The organism is Pseudomonas sp. B20(2017) (assembly GCF_002113125.1).
Classification (GTDB): domain Bacteria; phylum Pseudomonadota; class Gammaproteobacteria; order Pseudomonadales; family Pseudomonadaceae; genus Aquipseudomonas.
The window spans coordinates 1-15,481 of the sequence record NZ_NEJP01000016.1; the positions used below are offsets into that span (position 1 = coordinate 1).

Consider the following 15,481-nt stretch of genomic DNA (forward strand, 5'->3'; position numbering starts at 1 on the left):
CTCCTTGTATGTAGGCCATAACGAAAAATGCTCCGTATCTTTCGATACGGAGCATTTTCTTAAAGGGCCGGACAGATTGCTAGGTTTTCACACAGTCTGTCGCGGGCCTTTTTGCTTTTCCGGGTTTTGCTTTTCTTCAGGCAAAAAAAAGGGGCGGTTTGACCCGCCCACATTTTTTCCCTATTCCCTGTGTTCCTTTTCATCGTCCTGATGAATCGCTTCCTGCGATATCCATTCCCCTCTTCCCTGAAGGGCGTGTCTATCCGTCGACACAACCCAGATACTAGAGATTTCCCCGCCGGGGGCAACTGGCCTCCGGCGCACAAACCTGCTGTCATAAGCCCTTCACATTAAAAAATAACCATATAAGTCATTAAGTTATGAATCAACAACGAGCGTAATCGCCTTCAGCGGCAGTGTACAAATAACGAACACTTACGACACAGTCAGCAAAGGCTTACAACGCAAACCTACAAGCTGGGAACGTATCCCGCTTTCAGTGCGCCAACAAAAAGCCCCGAACCAGTCGGGGCTTTCTGCATAGCGGTCATGCGGGTGGCTTATTGAAACAGCGACTCGCTCGACAGGCCGTTTTTCTCAAGGATTTCACGAAGGCGCTTGAGGCCTTCAACCTGGATCTGTCTTACCCGTTCCCGGGTCAGGCCGATCTCCAGGCCTACATCTTCCAGCGTGCTGCTCTCGTGGCCGCGCAGGCCGAAGCGACGCACGACCACCTCGCGTTGCTTGTCGGTCAGTTCAGAGAGCCATTGATCAATGCTCTGCGAGAGGTCGTCATCCTGCAGCAGTTCGCACGGATCGGTCGGACGATCGTCCGTCAGGGTGTCCAGCAGGGTTTTATCCGAATCCGGACCCAGCGAGACGTCGACCGAAGAAACCCGCTCGTTCAGGCCCAGCATGCGCTTGACCTCGCCCACCGGTTTTTCCAGCAGGTTGGCAATTTCTTCGGGTGAAGGTTCGTGGTCGAGCTTTTGCGTCAGCTCCCGTGCAGCCCGCAGGTACACGTTGAGCTCCTTGACCACATGGATCGGCAACCGGATGGTCCGGGTCTGATTCATGATCGCGCGTTCGATGGTCTGACGAATCCACCAGGTCGCGTAGGTCGAGAAGCGGAAGCCGCGCTCGGGATCGAACTTTTCCACCGCGCGGATCAGTCCGAGGTTGCCCTCTTCGATCAGATCCAGCAGCGACAGCCCCCGATTGACGTAACGCCGGGCGATTTTGACCACCAGCCGCAGGTTACTTTCGATCATGCGCTTGCGCCCGGCAGGATCGCCACTTTGCGACAAGCGCGCAAAATGAACTTCTTCTTCCGGGGAGAGCAGTGGGGAAAAGCCGATTTCGTTGAGGTACAGCTGCGTGGCATCGAGTGCCCGAGTGTAATCGATGTACTTGTGTTGTTTAAGTGAAGCGGAGTGTTTGGATTTGGCACGAACGGAAGGTGGAGCAGCCCCTTCATCATTCGACATCGAATCCGAATCGATGCCGGTCTCCATCAGGAGAACCTCATCGTCGATGTCAAACTCCGGCACTTCTTTACTGAGAGCCATTGTTATAGTCCTTTGGTGAGTTCGACCCCAAGCTCAAGCGGCGCCTTTATCCTTGGCAACGCTGGAGCCTGTCCCCTCTACGCGACGGAACAGGCTGGTCTGCAAATCAACGTCTTGGCAGGAACTGCAGCGGATCTACAGGTTTACCTTGTCGGCGAATCTCAAAATGCAGTTTCACCCGGTCTGTACCCGTTGACCCCATTTCGGCAATTGTCTGTCCGACCTTGACCTGCTGCCCCTCCCGTACCAACAGCCGACGGTTGTGTCCGTAAGCACTGACGTAGGTTTCGCTGTGTTTGATGATGACTAATTCGCCGTAGCCCCTTAAGCCACTCCCGGCGTAAACCACCGTCCCATCAGACGCAGCTAAAACAGGCTGTCCCAAATCTCCGGCGATATCAATTCCTTTATTCAAACTACCGTTTGAAGAGAATTTACCAATCAGAATGCCATTAGATGGCCATCCCCAGCCGGCCGGGGCCGGGCCCGGAGGAGGCAATGGAGCGGGCGTTTGCTTGTTGGCGACGGACGGTACAACCGTCGTAGAAGCCGCGCCGGACCCCGTAGTTGTGGTGGTCGTCGTGCCATTCGCCTGGCGCCGGATAACCGTGGTTTTACTGGACGAAGACGCTGAAGAACCGGCGTTGCTGACGACCGCCGTCGACGTTGAACCGGTGCGGCCGTCGAAGCGAATCGTCTGACCCGGATGGATCGTGTATGGCGTAGGAATATTGTTCCGGGCGGCGAGGGCTTTGTAGTCCCAGCCGTAGCGAAAAGCGATGGAAAACAAAGTATCGCCCGGACGGACTACATACTGCCCGGTCGTCACGACCGGACGCTGGGCCACCGCATTGTTGCGATCGACGACCCGAACGTTGCTCGATTTTGTGCTGGAGCAACCGACCAGCAAGGTGCTCAAGACAAGGCCAGTCACCAGGCGCTGAAAGCTCGTGTTACCCATACGCTGCGCAATGACTGTGAGACTCACCCGCCGCTCCCTTTGTGGTGGCTGAAAAAAGTGGAATGCCGACTCCGGCATGAAACTTCGCAAGTATAACGGGCGCAACCGGCTTTACCTTTATAGAAGCGCTATTGCTCGACGCACACGTTTGCTTGTAAACGATCCATCCTGTTTAAACACTCGCTGCCGCTGTAAGACAGGCGCGCTCGACAGGAATTCAGCATCCTGAAACAAATGCTCAGGCCAGTGGACCGTTGAGCAACGGTACGAAACGCACTGCCCCCAGAACGTGTCGGGAGAAGCCGTTTTCTTCGCGCACGATCAGCATCAATTGCTGCACTTCACCCGAACCGACGGGGATCACCATCCGCCCGCCCGGAGCCAGTTGATCAAGCAGAGCCTGAGGCACATCGGTGGCGACCGCCGTGACGATGATGCCGTTGTACGGCGCCAGCGCCGGCCAGCCTTCCCAGCCATCACCCCAGCGAAACACCACGTTGCGCAGGTTGAGTTCGACCAGGCGTTCCTTGGCCCGATCCTGCAACACCTTGATGCGCTCCACCGAGAACACCCGCTCGACCAGTTGCGACAGCACCGCCGTCTGGTAACCGGAACCGGTGCCGATTTCCAGCACTTTATCCAGTGGCCCGGCTTCCAGCAGCAGCTCGCTCATGCGCGCCACCATATAAGGCTGGGAAATGGTCTGGTTGTTGCCGATCGGCAGCGCGGTGTCCTCATAGGCACGGTGCGCCAGCGCTTCATCGACGAAAAGGTGTCGCGGGGTACGGCGGATCACTTCCAGCACGCTGGCGTTGGAAACGCCCTCTTCGTACAGACGCTGGATCAGGCGCTCACGGGTCCGCTGGGACGTCATCCCGATGCCGCTGCGCAGCCTGTCGTCTTGTTCACGAGCCATCAGTTGAGCCCCTCCAGCCAGCCGTCGAGACTTCTGAAGGCATCATTGAAGGTGCGATCGAGCTGCAACGGAGTGATGGATACGTAACCTTGCATTACCGCATGGAAATCGGTGCCCGGCCCGCCGTCTTCCACGTCGCCTGCCGCTGCGATCCAGTAACCGGCCTTGCCGCGCGGGTCCACGACTTTCATCGGTGCAGCCGCACGGGCGCGATGGCCGAGACGGGTCAGTTGAATGCCGCGAATGTGATCGATCGGCAGATTCGGAATGTTCACGTTCAATACCGTGCGCGGAGGCAGATCGAGCCCGGCATGGGCCTCGACCAGTTTGCGCGCAAAGTAGACGGCCGTGGGCAAGTTGTCGACCTGCCGCGAAACAAGCGAGAAGGCAAACGACGGGCGCTCGAGAAAGCGGCCCTCGAGGGCGGCTGCCACCGTTCCGGAATACAGCACGTCATCACCCAGGTTGGCGCCCAGGTTAATACCCGAAACCACCATGTCCGGCTCGCGTTCGAGCAAACCGTTGAGCCCCAGATGGACGCAGTCGGTCGGCGTGCCATTGAGGCTGATAAAGCCGTTGGCCAGGTATTGCGGGTGCAGCGGACGGTCGAGTGTCAGCGAACTGCTGGCGCCGCTCTTGTCCTGTTCCGGGGCGATAACCACGCACTCGGTGTAATCCGCCAACGCAGCATAAAGCGCGGCAAGACCGGGCGCAGTCACCCCGTCGTCGTTAGAAATCAGAATACGCATGGGCTGTCCGTCTGCCCCACCGGCACCAGATCAACGAGTTCGCGCACCAATACGGTGGCGAAGCATCCGGCCGGGAGGACGAATTCCAGTTGCAGAATGTCAGGCTCGGGATAATGCCACGTCAACCCGCCAATGGGCAGCCGCAGGATGCGACGTTCGTGGCTCATACCGGCATTAATCAACCAATCGCGCAGATCCGCCTCGCGTGCGGCAATCCCCTGCTCCAGATCATGGACAACCCCGGCCGCCGGCGAGTCACCTTCGCCCCACTGCGGGCCGGTCGGATGCAGATCGAGAATCGCAAGGCGCGGGTCGCTGCATTCGGCTTCACCGGCCGGAAAAAAGCTGCGGCTGTCGGTGAATGCCAGCAGATCGCCGACCTGCGCGCGCTGCCAGGTGCCATCGGCCACCCGCGCCGCGAGCACTTGATTGAACAGAAAACTGCGCGCGGTCGACAGCAAGCGCGAGCGCACATTGCGCTGCTCCGGCAGTGCCTTGCGCGCGGCCCACGAACGGGCATCGACCACGTTGCCACCGTCATGGCCGAAACGCTGGGCGCCGAAGTAATTCGGGATGCCCTGTTTGGTGATCAGTTGCAGACGCTCGTCGATGGCGGCCTTGTCGCCATTGAACTGAGTCAGACGCAGCGTGAAACCGTTGGCCGAATGCGCGCCACGTTGCAGCTTGCGCTTGTGGCGGGTGGTCTTGAGGATTTTCAGCGTGTCGTTTTCCGCCGCCGACAGATCCGGATCGGCCTTGCCCGGCAATTGCACGCTGAACCACTGACGGGTCAGCGCCTGACGATCCTTGAGCCCGGCGTAGCTCACCGTACGCAAAGGTACACCGGCAGCCTTGGCGATGCGGCGTGCAGCCTCTTCTGTATTCAGGCCGCGTTTTTCCACCCAGATCCACAGGTGCTCGCCGTCACCGCTGAACGGAATGTCGAGGACTTCATCAACCTGGAAATCTTCGGCGATGGCTTTCAGTACCGCGGTGCCGAGGGCATCGCCATAGGCCCGCGGGCCGAGCAGTTGCAGTTCGTTCATGCGCGCAGCAACAAGGCAACGGAATGCACGGCGATGCCTTCTTCGCGACCGACGAAGCCGAGCTTCTCGGTGGTGGTGGCTTTCACGTTCACTTGATCCAGTTCTACTTGCAGATCCTCGGCAATCAGCGCGCGCATCGATTCGATATGAGGGGCCATCTTCGGCGCCTGGGCAACGATGGTGTTGTCGACGTTGCCGACCTTCCAGCCTTTGGCGTGGATCAGACTGACCACGTGACGCAGCAGTACGCGGCTGTCGGCGCCCTTGAATTGCGGGTCGGTGTCCGGGAAATGCTTGCCGATATCACCCAGCGCCGCCGCGCCGAGCAAGGCGTCGCTCAAGGCGTGCAGCAAGACGTCACCGTCGGAGTGAGCGAGCAGCCCGAAGCCGTGTGCGATTCGCACGCCGCCCAGAGTAATGAAATCGCCTTCAGCGAAACGGTGCACATCATAGCCGTGGCCAATACGCATAAAAAAACGCCCCGAATTTTGTCAGGGCGTGATTCTACCTGCATTAACCCTTCAGGGCGCGTGCGTGATGCTGCAAGTGGTCGTCAATGAAGCTCGCGATGAAGAAATAGCTGTGGTCGTAGCCCGGTTGCAGGCGCAACGTCAGCGGATGCCCCGCCTGTTTTGCCGCTTGTTGCAGGGCTTCAGGCTTGAGCTGGGTGGCGAGGAAATCGTCGCGGTCACCCTGATCCACCAGCAATGGTAGTTTCTCGTCGGCCTCGGCGATCAGCGCACAGGCATCCCACTCGCGCCATTTCGAACGATCTTCGCCCAGATAGCGGCTGAACGCTTTCTGGCCCCAAGGGCAATCAATCGGATTATTGATCGGCGAGAACGCAGACACCGACTGATAACGTCCCGGATTGCGCAACGCACAGACCAGCGCACCGTGACCGCCCATCGAGTGGCCGCTGATGCTGCGTTTTTCCGACGCCGGGAAATGCGCTTCAACCAGTGAAGGCAATTCCTGCACAACGTAGTCATGCATCCGATAGTGACGCGACCACGGTTCCTGCGTGGCATTCAGGTAGAACCCGGCACCGAGGCCGAAATCCCACGCGCCCTCCGGATCGCCCGGTACATCCGGGCCGCGCGGACTGGTGTCCGGCGCCACGATGATCAGGCCAAGTTCGGCCGCCATGCGCATGGCACCGGCCTTCTGCATGAAGTTCTCGTCCGTGCAGGTCAGGCCCGACAGCCAGTACAGCACCGGTAGCTTGCCGCCCTGCTCCGCCTGCGGCGGCAGGTACACGGCGAACACCATGTCACAGCCCAGCACTTCGGAGCGATGACGATAGCGCTTGTGCCAACCACCGAAACTTTTCTGACAGGAGATGTTTTCCAGACTCATGTAGGACTCCTACGCAACCACGGCTGCACGCTGGCAGCCGTGGCATCGCGATTGATCAGAAATGAATGACAGTGCGAATGCTCTTGCCTTCGTGCATCAGGTCGAAGGCCTTGTTGATGTCTTCCAGGCCCATGGTGTGAGTGATGAAAGTATCCAGCGGGATTTCGCCGCTTTGCGCCATGTCGACATAGCTTGGCAATTCGGTACGGCCACGCACGCCACCAAACGCCGAACCACGCCAGACGCGACCGGTCACCAACTGGAACGGACGGGTAGCGATTTCCTGGCCGGCACCGGCTACGCCGATGATGACCGACTCGCCCCAGCCCTTGTGGCAGCACTCGAGGGCCGCACGCATCAGTTGCACGTTGCCGATGCATTCGAAGGAGAAGTCGACGCCGCCGTCAGTCATGTCGACGATCACTTCCTGGATCGGACGATCGAAGTCTTTCGGGTTCACGCAATCGGTGGCACCCAGTTGTTTGGCGATCTCAAACTTGGCCGGGTTGATGTCGATGGCGATGATGCGCGAAGCCTTGGCCTTCACCGCGCCAATCACGGCCGACAGACCGATGCCGCCGAGACCGAAGATGGCCACGGTGTCACCTGGCTTGACCTTCGCGGTGTTGATCACTGCGCCGATACCGGTCGTCACGCCGCAACCGAGCAGGCAGACCTTTTCCAGCGGCGCGTCCTTGGAAATCTTGGCCACGGAGATTTCCGGCAGCACGGTGTACTCGGAGAACGTCGAAGTACCCATGTAGTGGAAAATCGTTTGGCCCTTGTAGGAAAAACGCGAAGTGCCGTCCGGCATCAGCCCCTTGCCCTGGGTGGCGCGAATGGCCTGACACAGGTTGGTCTTGCCCGACTTACAGAATTTGCACTGGCCGCATTCCGGGGTGTACAGCGGAATCACGTGGTCGCCGACGGCCACGGAAGTCACGCCTTCGCCGATCGCTTCAACGATGGCGCCACCTTCGTGGCCGAGGATCGACGGGAAGATACCTTCCGGGTCAGCGCCGGACAGGGTGTAAGCGTCAGTGTGGCAAACCCCGGAAGCCACCACGCGCAGCAACACTTCACCGGCCTTGGGCATGGCGACATCGACTTCTACGATTTCCAGCGGCTTCTTGGCCTCGAAGGCAACGGCGGCGCGCGACTTGATCATGCTGTCTCTCCAGTGAATCCATTGAATAAAAAATCAGACAAGGAGTGTAGTCCAGCGCTGCTTGATGAATAATCCGGACAAAAGCAAAACATTATTGCCATACAGGGATAATCCCGATGTCCGAAAACCGCTGGGAAGGTATCGACGAGTTCGTCGCCGTCGCCGAATGCAGCCAGTTCACCGCGGCTGCCGAACGCCTGGGCGTCTCTTCCTCGCACATCAGTCGACAAATCGTACGGCTGGAAGAGCGTTTGCAGACGCGACTGCTTTATCGCAGCACCCGGCGCGTCACCTTGACCGAAGCGGGCCAGACATTTCTGCAACATTGTCAGCGCCTGCAGGACGGACGCGAAGAAGCGTTGCGTGCGGTCGGCGACCTGACCAGCGAGCCGAAAGGCATGCTGCGCATGACCTGCGCCGTGGCGTACGGCGAACGCTTCATCGTGCCGCTGGTGACCCGGTTCATGGGGCATTACCCGCAACTGCGCATCGATATCGAACTGACCAACCGCCAACTTGATCTGGTGCATGAAGGCCTCGACCTGGCGATCCGGCTTGGGCGTCTTCAGGATTCCCGGCTGGTGGCCACCCGCCTGGCACCACGGCGCATGTATCTGTGTGCGTCGCCTTCCTACCTGGAACGGTACGGGCGCCCACACAGTTTGTCGGAACTGGGACGGCACAATTGCCTGATCGGCAGCTCGGATATCTGGCAGCTTGAGCAAAACGGGCGAGAATTTTCTCAGCGGGTGCAGGGAAACTGGCGCTGCAACAGTGGGCAAGCGGTGCTGGATGCGGCACTACAAGGCGTTGGGCTTTGTCAACTGCCGGACTATTACGTGCTGGAGCATCTGCACAGCGGTGCGTTGATTTCGCTTTTGGAGGCGCATCAACCGCCGAATACGGCGGTGTGGGCGCTGTATCCGCAGCAGCGGCACTTGTCGCCGAAGGTGCGCAAACTGGTGGACTTTCTCAAGGAAGGTTTGGCCGAGCGGCCGGAGTACCGGATTTAACGCCGGTTGGTCCAGCGCTGGCGCAACCATTCGAGGTCTTCCGGGCGGGTGACTTTCAGGTTGTCCGCACGGCCCTCGATTAGACGCGGCGCCATGCCTGCCCACTCCATCGCCGAGGCTTCATCGGTGATCACTGCATCGGCCACCAGACTGTCCGCCAGTGCGCGGTGCAAAGCACCGAGGCGGAACATCTGCGGCGTGTAGGCCTGCCAGATCACGCTGCGATCGACGGTTTCGACCACCCGACCGTGCTTGTCGACCCGTTTCAGGGTGTCCTTCGCCGGCACGGCAAGCAGGCCACCGACCGGATCATTTGCCAGCTCAGCGAGCAGTTTGTCGAGATCTTCACGGCTCAGATTAGGTCGTGCAGCATCGTGCACCAGTACCCAATCCTCATCGTCGGCACCTTGTGCGTGCAAATGCAGCAAGGCGTTGAGCACCGAACCAGAACGCTCGGCGCCACCATCGACCCGTTGAATGCGCGGATCGCTGGCACTGGCCAGGGTCGGCCAATAAGGATCATCAGCGGCAAGACTGACCACCAGGCCCTTCAGGCTCGGGTGATCGAGGAAACAGCCGAGGCTGTGTTCGAGAATTGTGCGCCCGCCCAGTTGCAGATATTGCTTGGGACGATCCGCGGCCATACGGGCACCGACGCCCGCGGCAGGAATCACGGCCCAGAAGGCCGGCAGGGAATCGATCATTGGGCCAACTGGTAAAGGGTTTCGCCGTCCTTGACCATGCCCAGTTCGTGACGAGCCCGCTCTTCAACGGTCTCCATGCCTTTCTTCAACTCGCTGACTTCAGCGTCCATCACCCGGTTGCGCTCCAGCAAGGCTTCGTTCTCGGCGTGTTGATCAGCAATCTGCTGATTCAGTTCGGCGACTTGCGCCAGACTGCCATTGCCCACCCACAGGCGGTACTGCAGACCGGCCAGCAGCAAGAGCAAGACGAGAAACAACCAGTAAGGACTGCGCATCGAATATCAGGTATCCAGTGAAAAAAGACAGCCACGCCAAAACTTTGAAGCATCTGATAGCACGAAGCCTGGAATATCCAGGCTTGTGCATATAAGGCATCAGATTAGTGGCAAATCCATCGCTGTCACGACTTTTCCGACACAATCCGGTGTCTTTTTAACATGTAGCAATCAGCCGCGGAACTCGGAGCGACCGTTGTACTTGGCCTTGCCATTCAACTGCTCTTCGATACGCAGCAGTTGGTTGTACTTGGAAACGCGGTCGGAACGGCACAGCGAACCGGTCTTGATCTGGCCAGCCGAAGTACCCACAGCCAGGTCGGCGATGGTCGAATCTTCGGTTTCGCCCGAACGGTGCGAGATCACGGCGGTGTAACCGGCAGCCTTGGCCATCTGGATGGCTTCCAGGGTTTCAGTCAGGGTGCCGATCTGGTTGAACTTGATCAGGATCGAGTTGGCGATCTTTTTATCGATGCCTTCTTTCAGGATCTTGGTGTTGGTCACGAACAGGTCGTCGCCGACCAGTTGGGTCTTCTCGCCGATCTTGTCGGTGAGGATCTTCCAGCCAGCCCAGTCGGACTCGTCCAGACCGTCTTCGATCGAGATGATCGGGTAACGTTCGGTCAGACCTTTGAGGTAGTCGGCGAAACCTTCAGCGGTGAACACCTGGCCTTCGCCGGACAGGTTGTACTTGCCGTCTTCGAAGAATTCGCTGGCTGCGCAGTCCAGAGCCAGGGTCACGTCGGTGCCCAGTTTGTAACCGGCGTTGGCGACTGCTTCGGAGATTACTTTCAGTGCGTCTTCGTTGGAAGCCAGGTTCGGTGCGAAACCGCCTTCGTCACCAACAGCGGTGCTCAGGCCACGAGCCTTCAGCACGGCTTTCAGGTGATGGAAAATCTCGGTGCCCATGCGCAGACCTTCCGAGAAAGACTTGGCGCCAACCGGCTGAACCATGAATTCCTGGATGTCGACGTTGTTGTCGGCGTGTTCGCCACCGTTGATGATGTTCATCATCGGAACCGGCATCGAGTACACACCCGGTGTGCCGTTCAGGTTGGCGATGTGTGCGTACAGCGGCAGGTCCTGATCCTGTGCAGCCGCCTTGGCCGCAGCCAGAGACACGGCGAGGATGGCGTTGGCGCCCAAGGTCGCTTTGTTTTCAGTACCGTCCAGCTTGATCATCGCGTGATCCAGCGCTTTCTGGTCGCTTGGGTCGGTGCCCAGCAGCAGATCGCGGATCGGACCGTTGATGTTGGCTACCGCCTTGAGCACGCCCTTGCCCAGGTAACGGCTCTTGTCGCCATCACGCAGCTCGAGCGCTTCACGCGAGCCAGTGGATGCACCGGACGGCGCGCAAGCGCTGCCGATGATGCCGTTGTCGAGAAGCACGTCCGCTTCCACGGTGGGATTGCCACGGGAGTCGAGAACTTCACGACCTTTGATGTCGACGATTTTTGCCATTGTTGTAAACACTCCAAAGTTGACGAAAACGACGCAGCTAGAGGAAATCTTTTTACCGTCGGCAAGTGGTGTGCAGCGGGCAGCTTGCAGACGACAACGCTCATACCCGAGGGCATGAGCGACAAATCGTGCGGTACTTTACCGGAGAATTGAGGTTTACGCGGTTTCTACCGTCGGAAAACTCTTCACCAGTTCGTCCAGGGCTTTGAGCTGGGCCAGGAATGGCTCCAGTTTGTCCAGACGCAAGGCGCAAGGGCCGTCGCATTTGGCGTTGTCCGGATCCGGATGCGCTTCGAGGAACAGCCCCGCCAGCGACTGGCTCATGCCAGCCTTGGCCAGGTCGGTGACTTGGGCGCGGCGACCGCCGGCGGAGTCGGAACGACCGCCAGGCATTTGCAGCGAATGGGTCACGTCGAAGAATACCGGGTACTCGAACTGCTTCATGATGCCGAAGCCGAGCATGTCGACCACGAGGTTGTTGTAGCCGAAGCTCGAACCGCGCTCGCAAAGGATCAACTGATCGTTACCCGCTTCCACGCACTTGTTCAGGATGTGTTTCATTTCCTGAGGCGCGAGGAACTGGGCTTTCTTGATGTTGATCACAGCGTTGGTCTTGGCCATCGCGACGACCAGATCGGTCTGGCGCGACAGGAAGGCCGGCAACTGGATGATGTCGCAGACCTCGGCGACGACCGCGGCCTGGTCAGGCTCGTGGACGTCGGTGATGATCGGCACGCCGAAGGCTTGTTTGATGTCCTGGAAGATGCGCATGCCCTCTTCCAGGCCAGGACCACGATAGGAGGTCACAGAAGAACGGTTGGCCTTGTCGAAGCTGGCCTTGAACACGTAAGGGATACCGAGTTTTTCGGTGACCTTCACGTACTCTTCGCAAACCTGCATGGCCATGTCACGGCTTTCCAGCACGTTCATGCCACCGAACAGCACCATGGGTTTGTCGTTGGCAATCTCGATGTCGCCGACGCGGATGATCTTCTGTGCCATCGGGGTTACGCCTTCTTCTGGTGTTGAGCCAATGCCGCTTTGACGAAGCCGCTGAACAGCGGATGGCCATCGCGTGGCGTCGAGGTGAACTCAGGGTGGAACTGGCAAGCGACGAACCATGGATGATCCGGAGCTTCGACCACTTCAACCAGCGCTGCATCGGAAGAACGACCGGAAATCTTCAGGCCGGCCTCGATGATTTGCGGCAGCAGGTTGTTGTTCACTTCGTAACGGTGACGGTGACGTTCGACAATCACATCCTTGCCGTAGCAGTCGTGCACCTTGGAGCCGGCTTCGAGCAGGCATTCCTGAGCGCCGAGGCGCATGGTGCCGCCCAGATCGGATGCTTCAGTACGGGTTTCGACTGCACCGGTAGCGTCTTCCCACTCGGTGATCAGACCGACAACCGGATGGCCGCTGGCACGATCGAACTCGGTGGAGTTGGCGTCTTTCCAGCCCAGCACGTTACGGGCGAACTCGATGACCGCCACTTGCATGCCCAGGCAGATACCCAGGTACGGAACCTTGTTTTCGCGAGCGTACTGAACGGCAGTGATCTTGCCTTCCACGCCACGCAGACCGAAGCCGCCCGGTACGAGGATCGCGTCGACGCCTTCCAGCAGCGCGGTGCCCTGGTTCTCGATGTCTTCGGAATCGATGTAGCGCAGGTTGACCTTGGTACGGTTGGTGATGCCGGCGTGACTCATCGCTTCGATCAGCGACTTGTAGGCGTCCAGCAGTTCCATGTACTTGCCGACCATCGCGATGGTGACTTCGTGCTCCGGGTTCAGCTTGGCATCGACGACCTTTTCCCACTCGGACAGGTCGGCGCCATTGCATTGCAAGCCGAAACGCTCGACGACGAAGTCGTCCAGACCCTGAGCGTGCAGCACGGCCGGGATCTTGTAGATGGTGTCGACGTCTTCCAGGGAGATCACCGCACGCTCTTCAACGTTGGTGAACAGCGCGATCTTGCGACGCGACGACACATCCACCGGATGGTCGGAGCGGCAGATCAGCACGTCTGGCTGCAGACCGATCGAACGCAGCTCTTTTACCGAGTGCTGGGTCGGTTTGGTCTTGGTCTCGCCCGCGGTAGCGATGTACGGAACCAGGGTCAGGTGCATCAGCATCGCGCGCTTGGAACCGACTTCCACACGCAACTGGCGGATGGCTTCGAGGAACGGTTGCGACTCGATGTCGCCAACGGTGCCGCCGATTTCCACCAAGGCCACGTCGGCATCGCCGGCACCCTTGATGATGCGACGCTTGATTTCGTCGGTGATGTGCGGAATCACCTGGATGGTTGCACCCAGGTAGTCACCACGGCGCTCTTTGCGCAGCACGTGCTCGTAGACACGGCCGGTGGTGAAGTTGTTGTTCTGGGTCATGGTCGTGCGGATGAACCGCTCGTAGTGGCCCAGGTCCAGGTCGGTCTCGGCGCCGTCGTGGGTGACGAACACTTCACCGTGCTGGAACGGGCTCATGGTGCCCGGGTCGACGTTGATGTACGGATCCAGCTTCAGCATGGTGACCTTAAGCCCCCGCGCCTCCAGGATGGCCGCCAATGAAGCCGATGCAATGCCTTTCCCCAAAGAAGAAACAACACCGCCCGTGACGAATATGTAGCGCGTCATGAAAAACCCTAGAAGTCTGCGTTAAAGCGGTCCGAGCCGCCGGGGAAAGCGAAGGAAGGCCGAAGCCCCCGATCACCTGCATTAATCACAGTGCACCTTTCAAAAAAACCGCCGCGTTGGGACAGACCGGAAGTGAAAACACCGGTACGTTGCTCGCTACACATTTTTTGGAATCGCCCAGCAAAGACTGCTTGGTAATCGGCAACTCCTGCAATTCAGGCGAATCCACAGAAGTTGTATCAAGAAGGGAGCGTAGTCTACCGGAATGCCCCCTTCATCTCAAACCTTGATCTTCGTCAGAAGGCTGCCAATGCAATCGCCAACCTTCCAGCGCATTGCCGTCGAGCCCCGGCAGGTTCGCCACGGCGAGCAATTCTTCACCGCGAAACAGCAGCGGCAATCTGCCACGCACGAAGCCCGGCACCGCGCGCTCATTGAGCAGGCGCTTGAGATCACGATGACCGCGATCCGTCAGATCCATCACCTCGCCGCCCTGCCGATAGCGGATTTGCAGCGGCCCGGCGGGAGTCTGGCCGATGAACATGACACGTCCGTTATCGGGCAAGCCTAGCGCTGACGACAGGTCGTGCCAGTCGCCGCTGACCACCGGCGTACGTAGCCATTGCCCGCTGAGCCACCACAAGCGACCGGCGCTTCGATGCAACTCGCCATCCGCCAGACGCCAGATTGGCGAGGCATCGATGCCAGCATCACGCAGATCCACCCAACCCGACCAATGGTCGGTGTCCGGCAGTCGGGTCAGCGACCCAAGCCAATGGCTGAGCGCGTTTCGCTGGCGGGCATCGGACAAGTTCGCGATAGCCGCAAACTCCAGTGACGGCAATCCCGACCACCCGAACTCACCGGGCAAGCCCGCCGTAGCCAGATCGATTCGCGCCAGCTCATCGAGCAAGCCTTGCGCCTCACGCAGATGCGCCGCACTACGGGCCATGCTGGCCTGCGCCTGCGGCCAGCGGCCGATCAGCAGCGGCATGACCTGATGGCGCAGATAGTTGCGCGAGAACTGCCGATCCTGATTTGACGGGTCCTCGACCCAACGCAGGCCATGATCCCGCGCATAGGCTTCCAACTCTGCGCGTGTGACGTCGAGCAACGGCCGCACCAGACTGCCCTGCCCCAGCGCTCGCGTGACCGGCATACCGGACAGCCCACGCACGCCGGCGCCACGCAGCAGACGGAACAACAGCGTTTCTGCCTGATCATCGCGATGCTGCCCGGTCAGCAACACATCATTGGCCTGTGTCGCCTCACTGAACGCCGCATAGCGCGCATCCCGCGCCGCGCGCTCCACACTCGCCCCCGGCTGCACCTGCACAAGCACAACTTGCAATGGCACCGCCAGTTCATCGCAGAAAGCCTGACAATGCGCCGGCCACGCGTCGGCCGCAGCCTGAAGGCCGTGATGAACATGGATGGCGCTTAGCGCCGGAATGGATTCGGTTTTGGCGAGATTGGCCAGGAGGTGCAGCAGAACGGTGGAATCGAGGCCACCGGAGAAGGCGATGCGCCAATGGGATGCACAGAGCCAGGGCTTGAGGTTGCGCAGAAGTCTGGAAGGCAAATCAATCGAGGGCTGACCCATTTTTCTACCTTTTCACAAA

The 15,481-nt window shown here is 59.4% G+C and carries 15 protein-coding genes; 1 reads left to right on the forward strand and 14 read right to left on the reverse strand.

The window, feature by feature from the left end; genetic code table 11:
- Positions 1 to 560: 560 nt before the first annotated feature.
- The 8 genes from rpoS to CAF63_RS21820 all read right to left on the reverse strand — a co-directional run bounded on the left by rpoS (position 561) and on the right by CAF63_RS21820 (position 7,767).
- The gene (gene rpoS / locus CAF63_RS21785) at positions 561 to 1,568 is read right to left on the reverse strand and encodes an RNA polymerase sigma factor RpoS (RefSeq protein WP_007954831.1); all 1,008 of its coding nucleotides are present in this window, start codon (positions 1,566 to 1,568) and stop codon (positions 561 to 563) included.
- 106 nt (positions 1,569 to 1,674) lie between these two features.
- A complete protein-coding gene (locus CAF63_RS21790; RefSeq protein ID WP_085688679.1) occupies positions 1,675 to 2,556 on the reverse strand; it encodes a peptidoglycan DD-metalloendopeptidase family protein in 882 nt (293 codons plus the stop codon).
- Positions 2,557 to 2,767: 211 nt separating this feature from the next.
- The gene (locus CAF63_RS21795; protein ID WP_170844894.1) at positions 2,768 to 3,403 is read right to left on the reverse strand and encodes a protein-L-isoaspartate(D-aspartate) O-methyltransferase; all 636 of its coding nucleotides are present in this window, start codon (positions 3,401 to 3,403) and stop codon (positions 2,768 to 2,770) included.
- 41 nt (positions 3,404 to 3,444) lie between these two features.
- Positions 3,445 to 4,194, reverse strand: a complete 750-nt coding sequence (gene surE, locus CAF63_RS21800; protein ID WP_085688682.1) for a 5'/3'-nucleotidase SurE — start codon at positions 4,192 to 4,194, stop codon at positions 3,445 to 3,447.
- The gene (gene truD, locus CAF63_RS21805) at positions 4,182 to 5,240 is read right to left on the reverse strand and encodes a tRNA pseudouridine(13) synthase TruD (RefSeq protein WP_085688685.1); all 1,059 of its coding nucleotides are present in this window, start codon (positions 5,238 to 5,240) and stop codon (positions 4,182 to 4,184) included. The genes surE and truD overlap by 13 nt, the downstream gene beginning before the upstream one ends.
- Entirely contained in the window at positions 5,237 to 5,710 is a 474-nt protein-coding gene (gene ispF, locus CAF63_RS21810) for a 2-C-methyl-D-erythritol 2,4-cyclodiphosphate synthase (RefSeq protein ID WP_085688687.1), read from the reverse strand. The genes truD and ispF overlap by 4 nt, the downstream gene beginning before the upstream one ends.
- Positions 5,711 to 5,753: 43 nt before the next feature.
- Positions 5,754 to 6,599: an S-formylglutathione hydrolase gene (gene fghA / locus CAF63_RS21815; RefSeq protein WP_085688690.1), complete on the reverse strand. Its 846-nt coding sequence runs from the start codon at positions 6,597 to 6,599 to the stop codon at positions 5,754 to 5,756.
- A 55-nt stretch (positions 6,600 to 6,654) separates the two neighbouring features.
- Positions 6,655 to 7,767 (reverse strand): S-(hydroxymethyl)glutathione dehydrogenase/class III alcohol dehydrogenase, encoded by a 1,113-nt coding sequence (locus CAF63_RS21820; RefSeq protein ID WP_007954819.1) that lies wholly within the window; start codon positions 7,765 to 7,767, stop codon positions 6,655 to 6,657.
- 116 nt (positions 7,768 to 7,883) lie between these two features.
- Here CAF63_RS21820 and CAF63_RS21825 point away from each other — a divergent pair, with 116 nt between their 5' ends.
- The gene (locus tag CAF63_RS21825) at positions 7,884 to 8,780 is read left to right on the forward strand and encodes a LysR substrate-binding domain-containing protein (RefSeq protein WP_007954817.1); all 897 of its coding nucleotides are present in this window, start codon (positions 7,884 to 7,886) and stop codon (positions 8,778 to 8,780) included.
- Here CAF63_RS21825 and ispD read toward each other — a convergent pair.
- The 6 genes from ispD to tilS form a co-directional block, all read right to left on the reverse strand.
- Entirely contained in the window at positions 8,777 to 9,484 is a 708-nt protein-coding gene (gene ispD / locus CAF63_RS21830) for a 2-C-methyl-D-erythritol 4-phosphate cytidylyltransferase (RefSeq protein WP_085688693.1), read from the reverse strand. The genes CAF63_RS21825 and ispD overlap by 4 nt on opposite strands.
- Entirely contained in the window at positions 9,481 to 9,759 is a 279-nt protein-coding gene (gene ftsB / locus CAF63_RS21835; protein ID WP_003222158.1) for a cell division protein FtsB, read from the reverse strand. The genes ispD and ftsB overlap by 4 nt, the downstream gene beginning before the upstream one ends.
- 171 nt (positions 9,760 to 9,930) lie before the next feature.
- Positions 9,931 to 11,220, reverse strand: coding sequence for a phosphopyruvate hydratase (gene eno, locus CAF63_RS21840; protein ID WP_007954808.1), 1,290 nt, complete (start codon positions 11,218 to 11,220; stop codon positions 9,931 to 9,933).
- Between the two features lie 156 nt (positions 11,221 to 11,376).
- Complete coding sequence (gene kdsA / locus CAF63_RS21845) at positions 11,377 to 12,222, reverse strand: 3-deoxy-8-phosphooctulonate synthase (RefSeq protein WP_007954807.1); 846 nt, start codon at positions 12,220 to 12,222, stop codon at positions 11,377 to 11,379.
- A 5-nt stretch (positions 12,223 to 12,227) separates the two neighbouring features.
- The gene (locus CAF63_RS21850) at positions 12,228 to 13,859 is read right to left on the reverse strand and encodes a CTP synthase (protein ID WP_007954805.1); all 1,632 of its coding nucleotides are present in this window, start codon (positions 13,857 to 13,859) and stop codon (positions 12,228 to 12,230) included.
- Positions 13,860 to 14,133: 274 nt separating this feature from the next.
- Positions 14,134 to 15,462 (reverse strand): tRNA lysidine(34) synthetase TilS, encoded by a 1,329-nt coding sequence (gene tilS / locus CAF63_RS21855; protein WP_085688696.1) that lies wholly within the window; start codon positions 15,460 to 15,462, stop codon positions 14,134 to 14,136.
- Between the last annotated feature and the right edge of the window lie 19 nt (positions 15,463 to 15,481).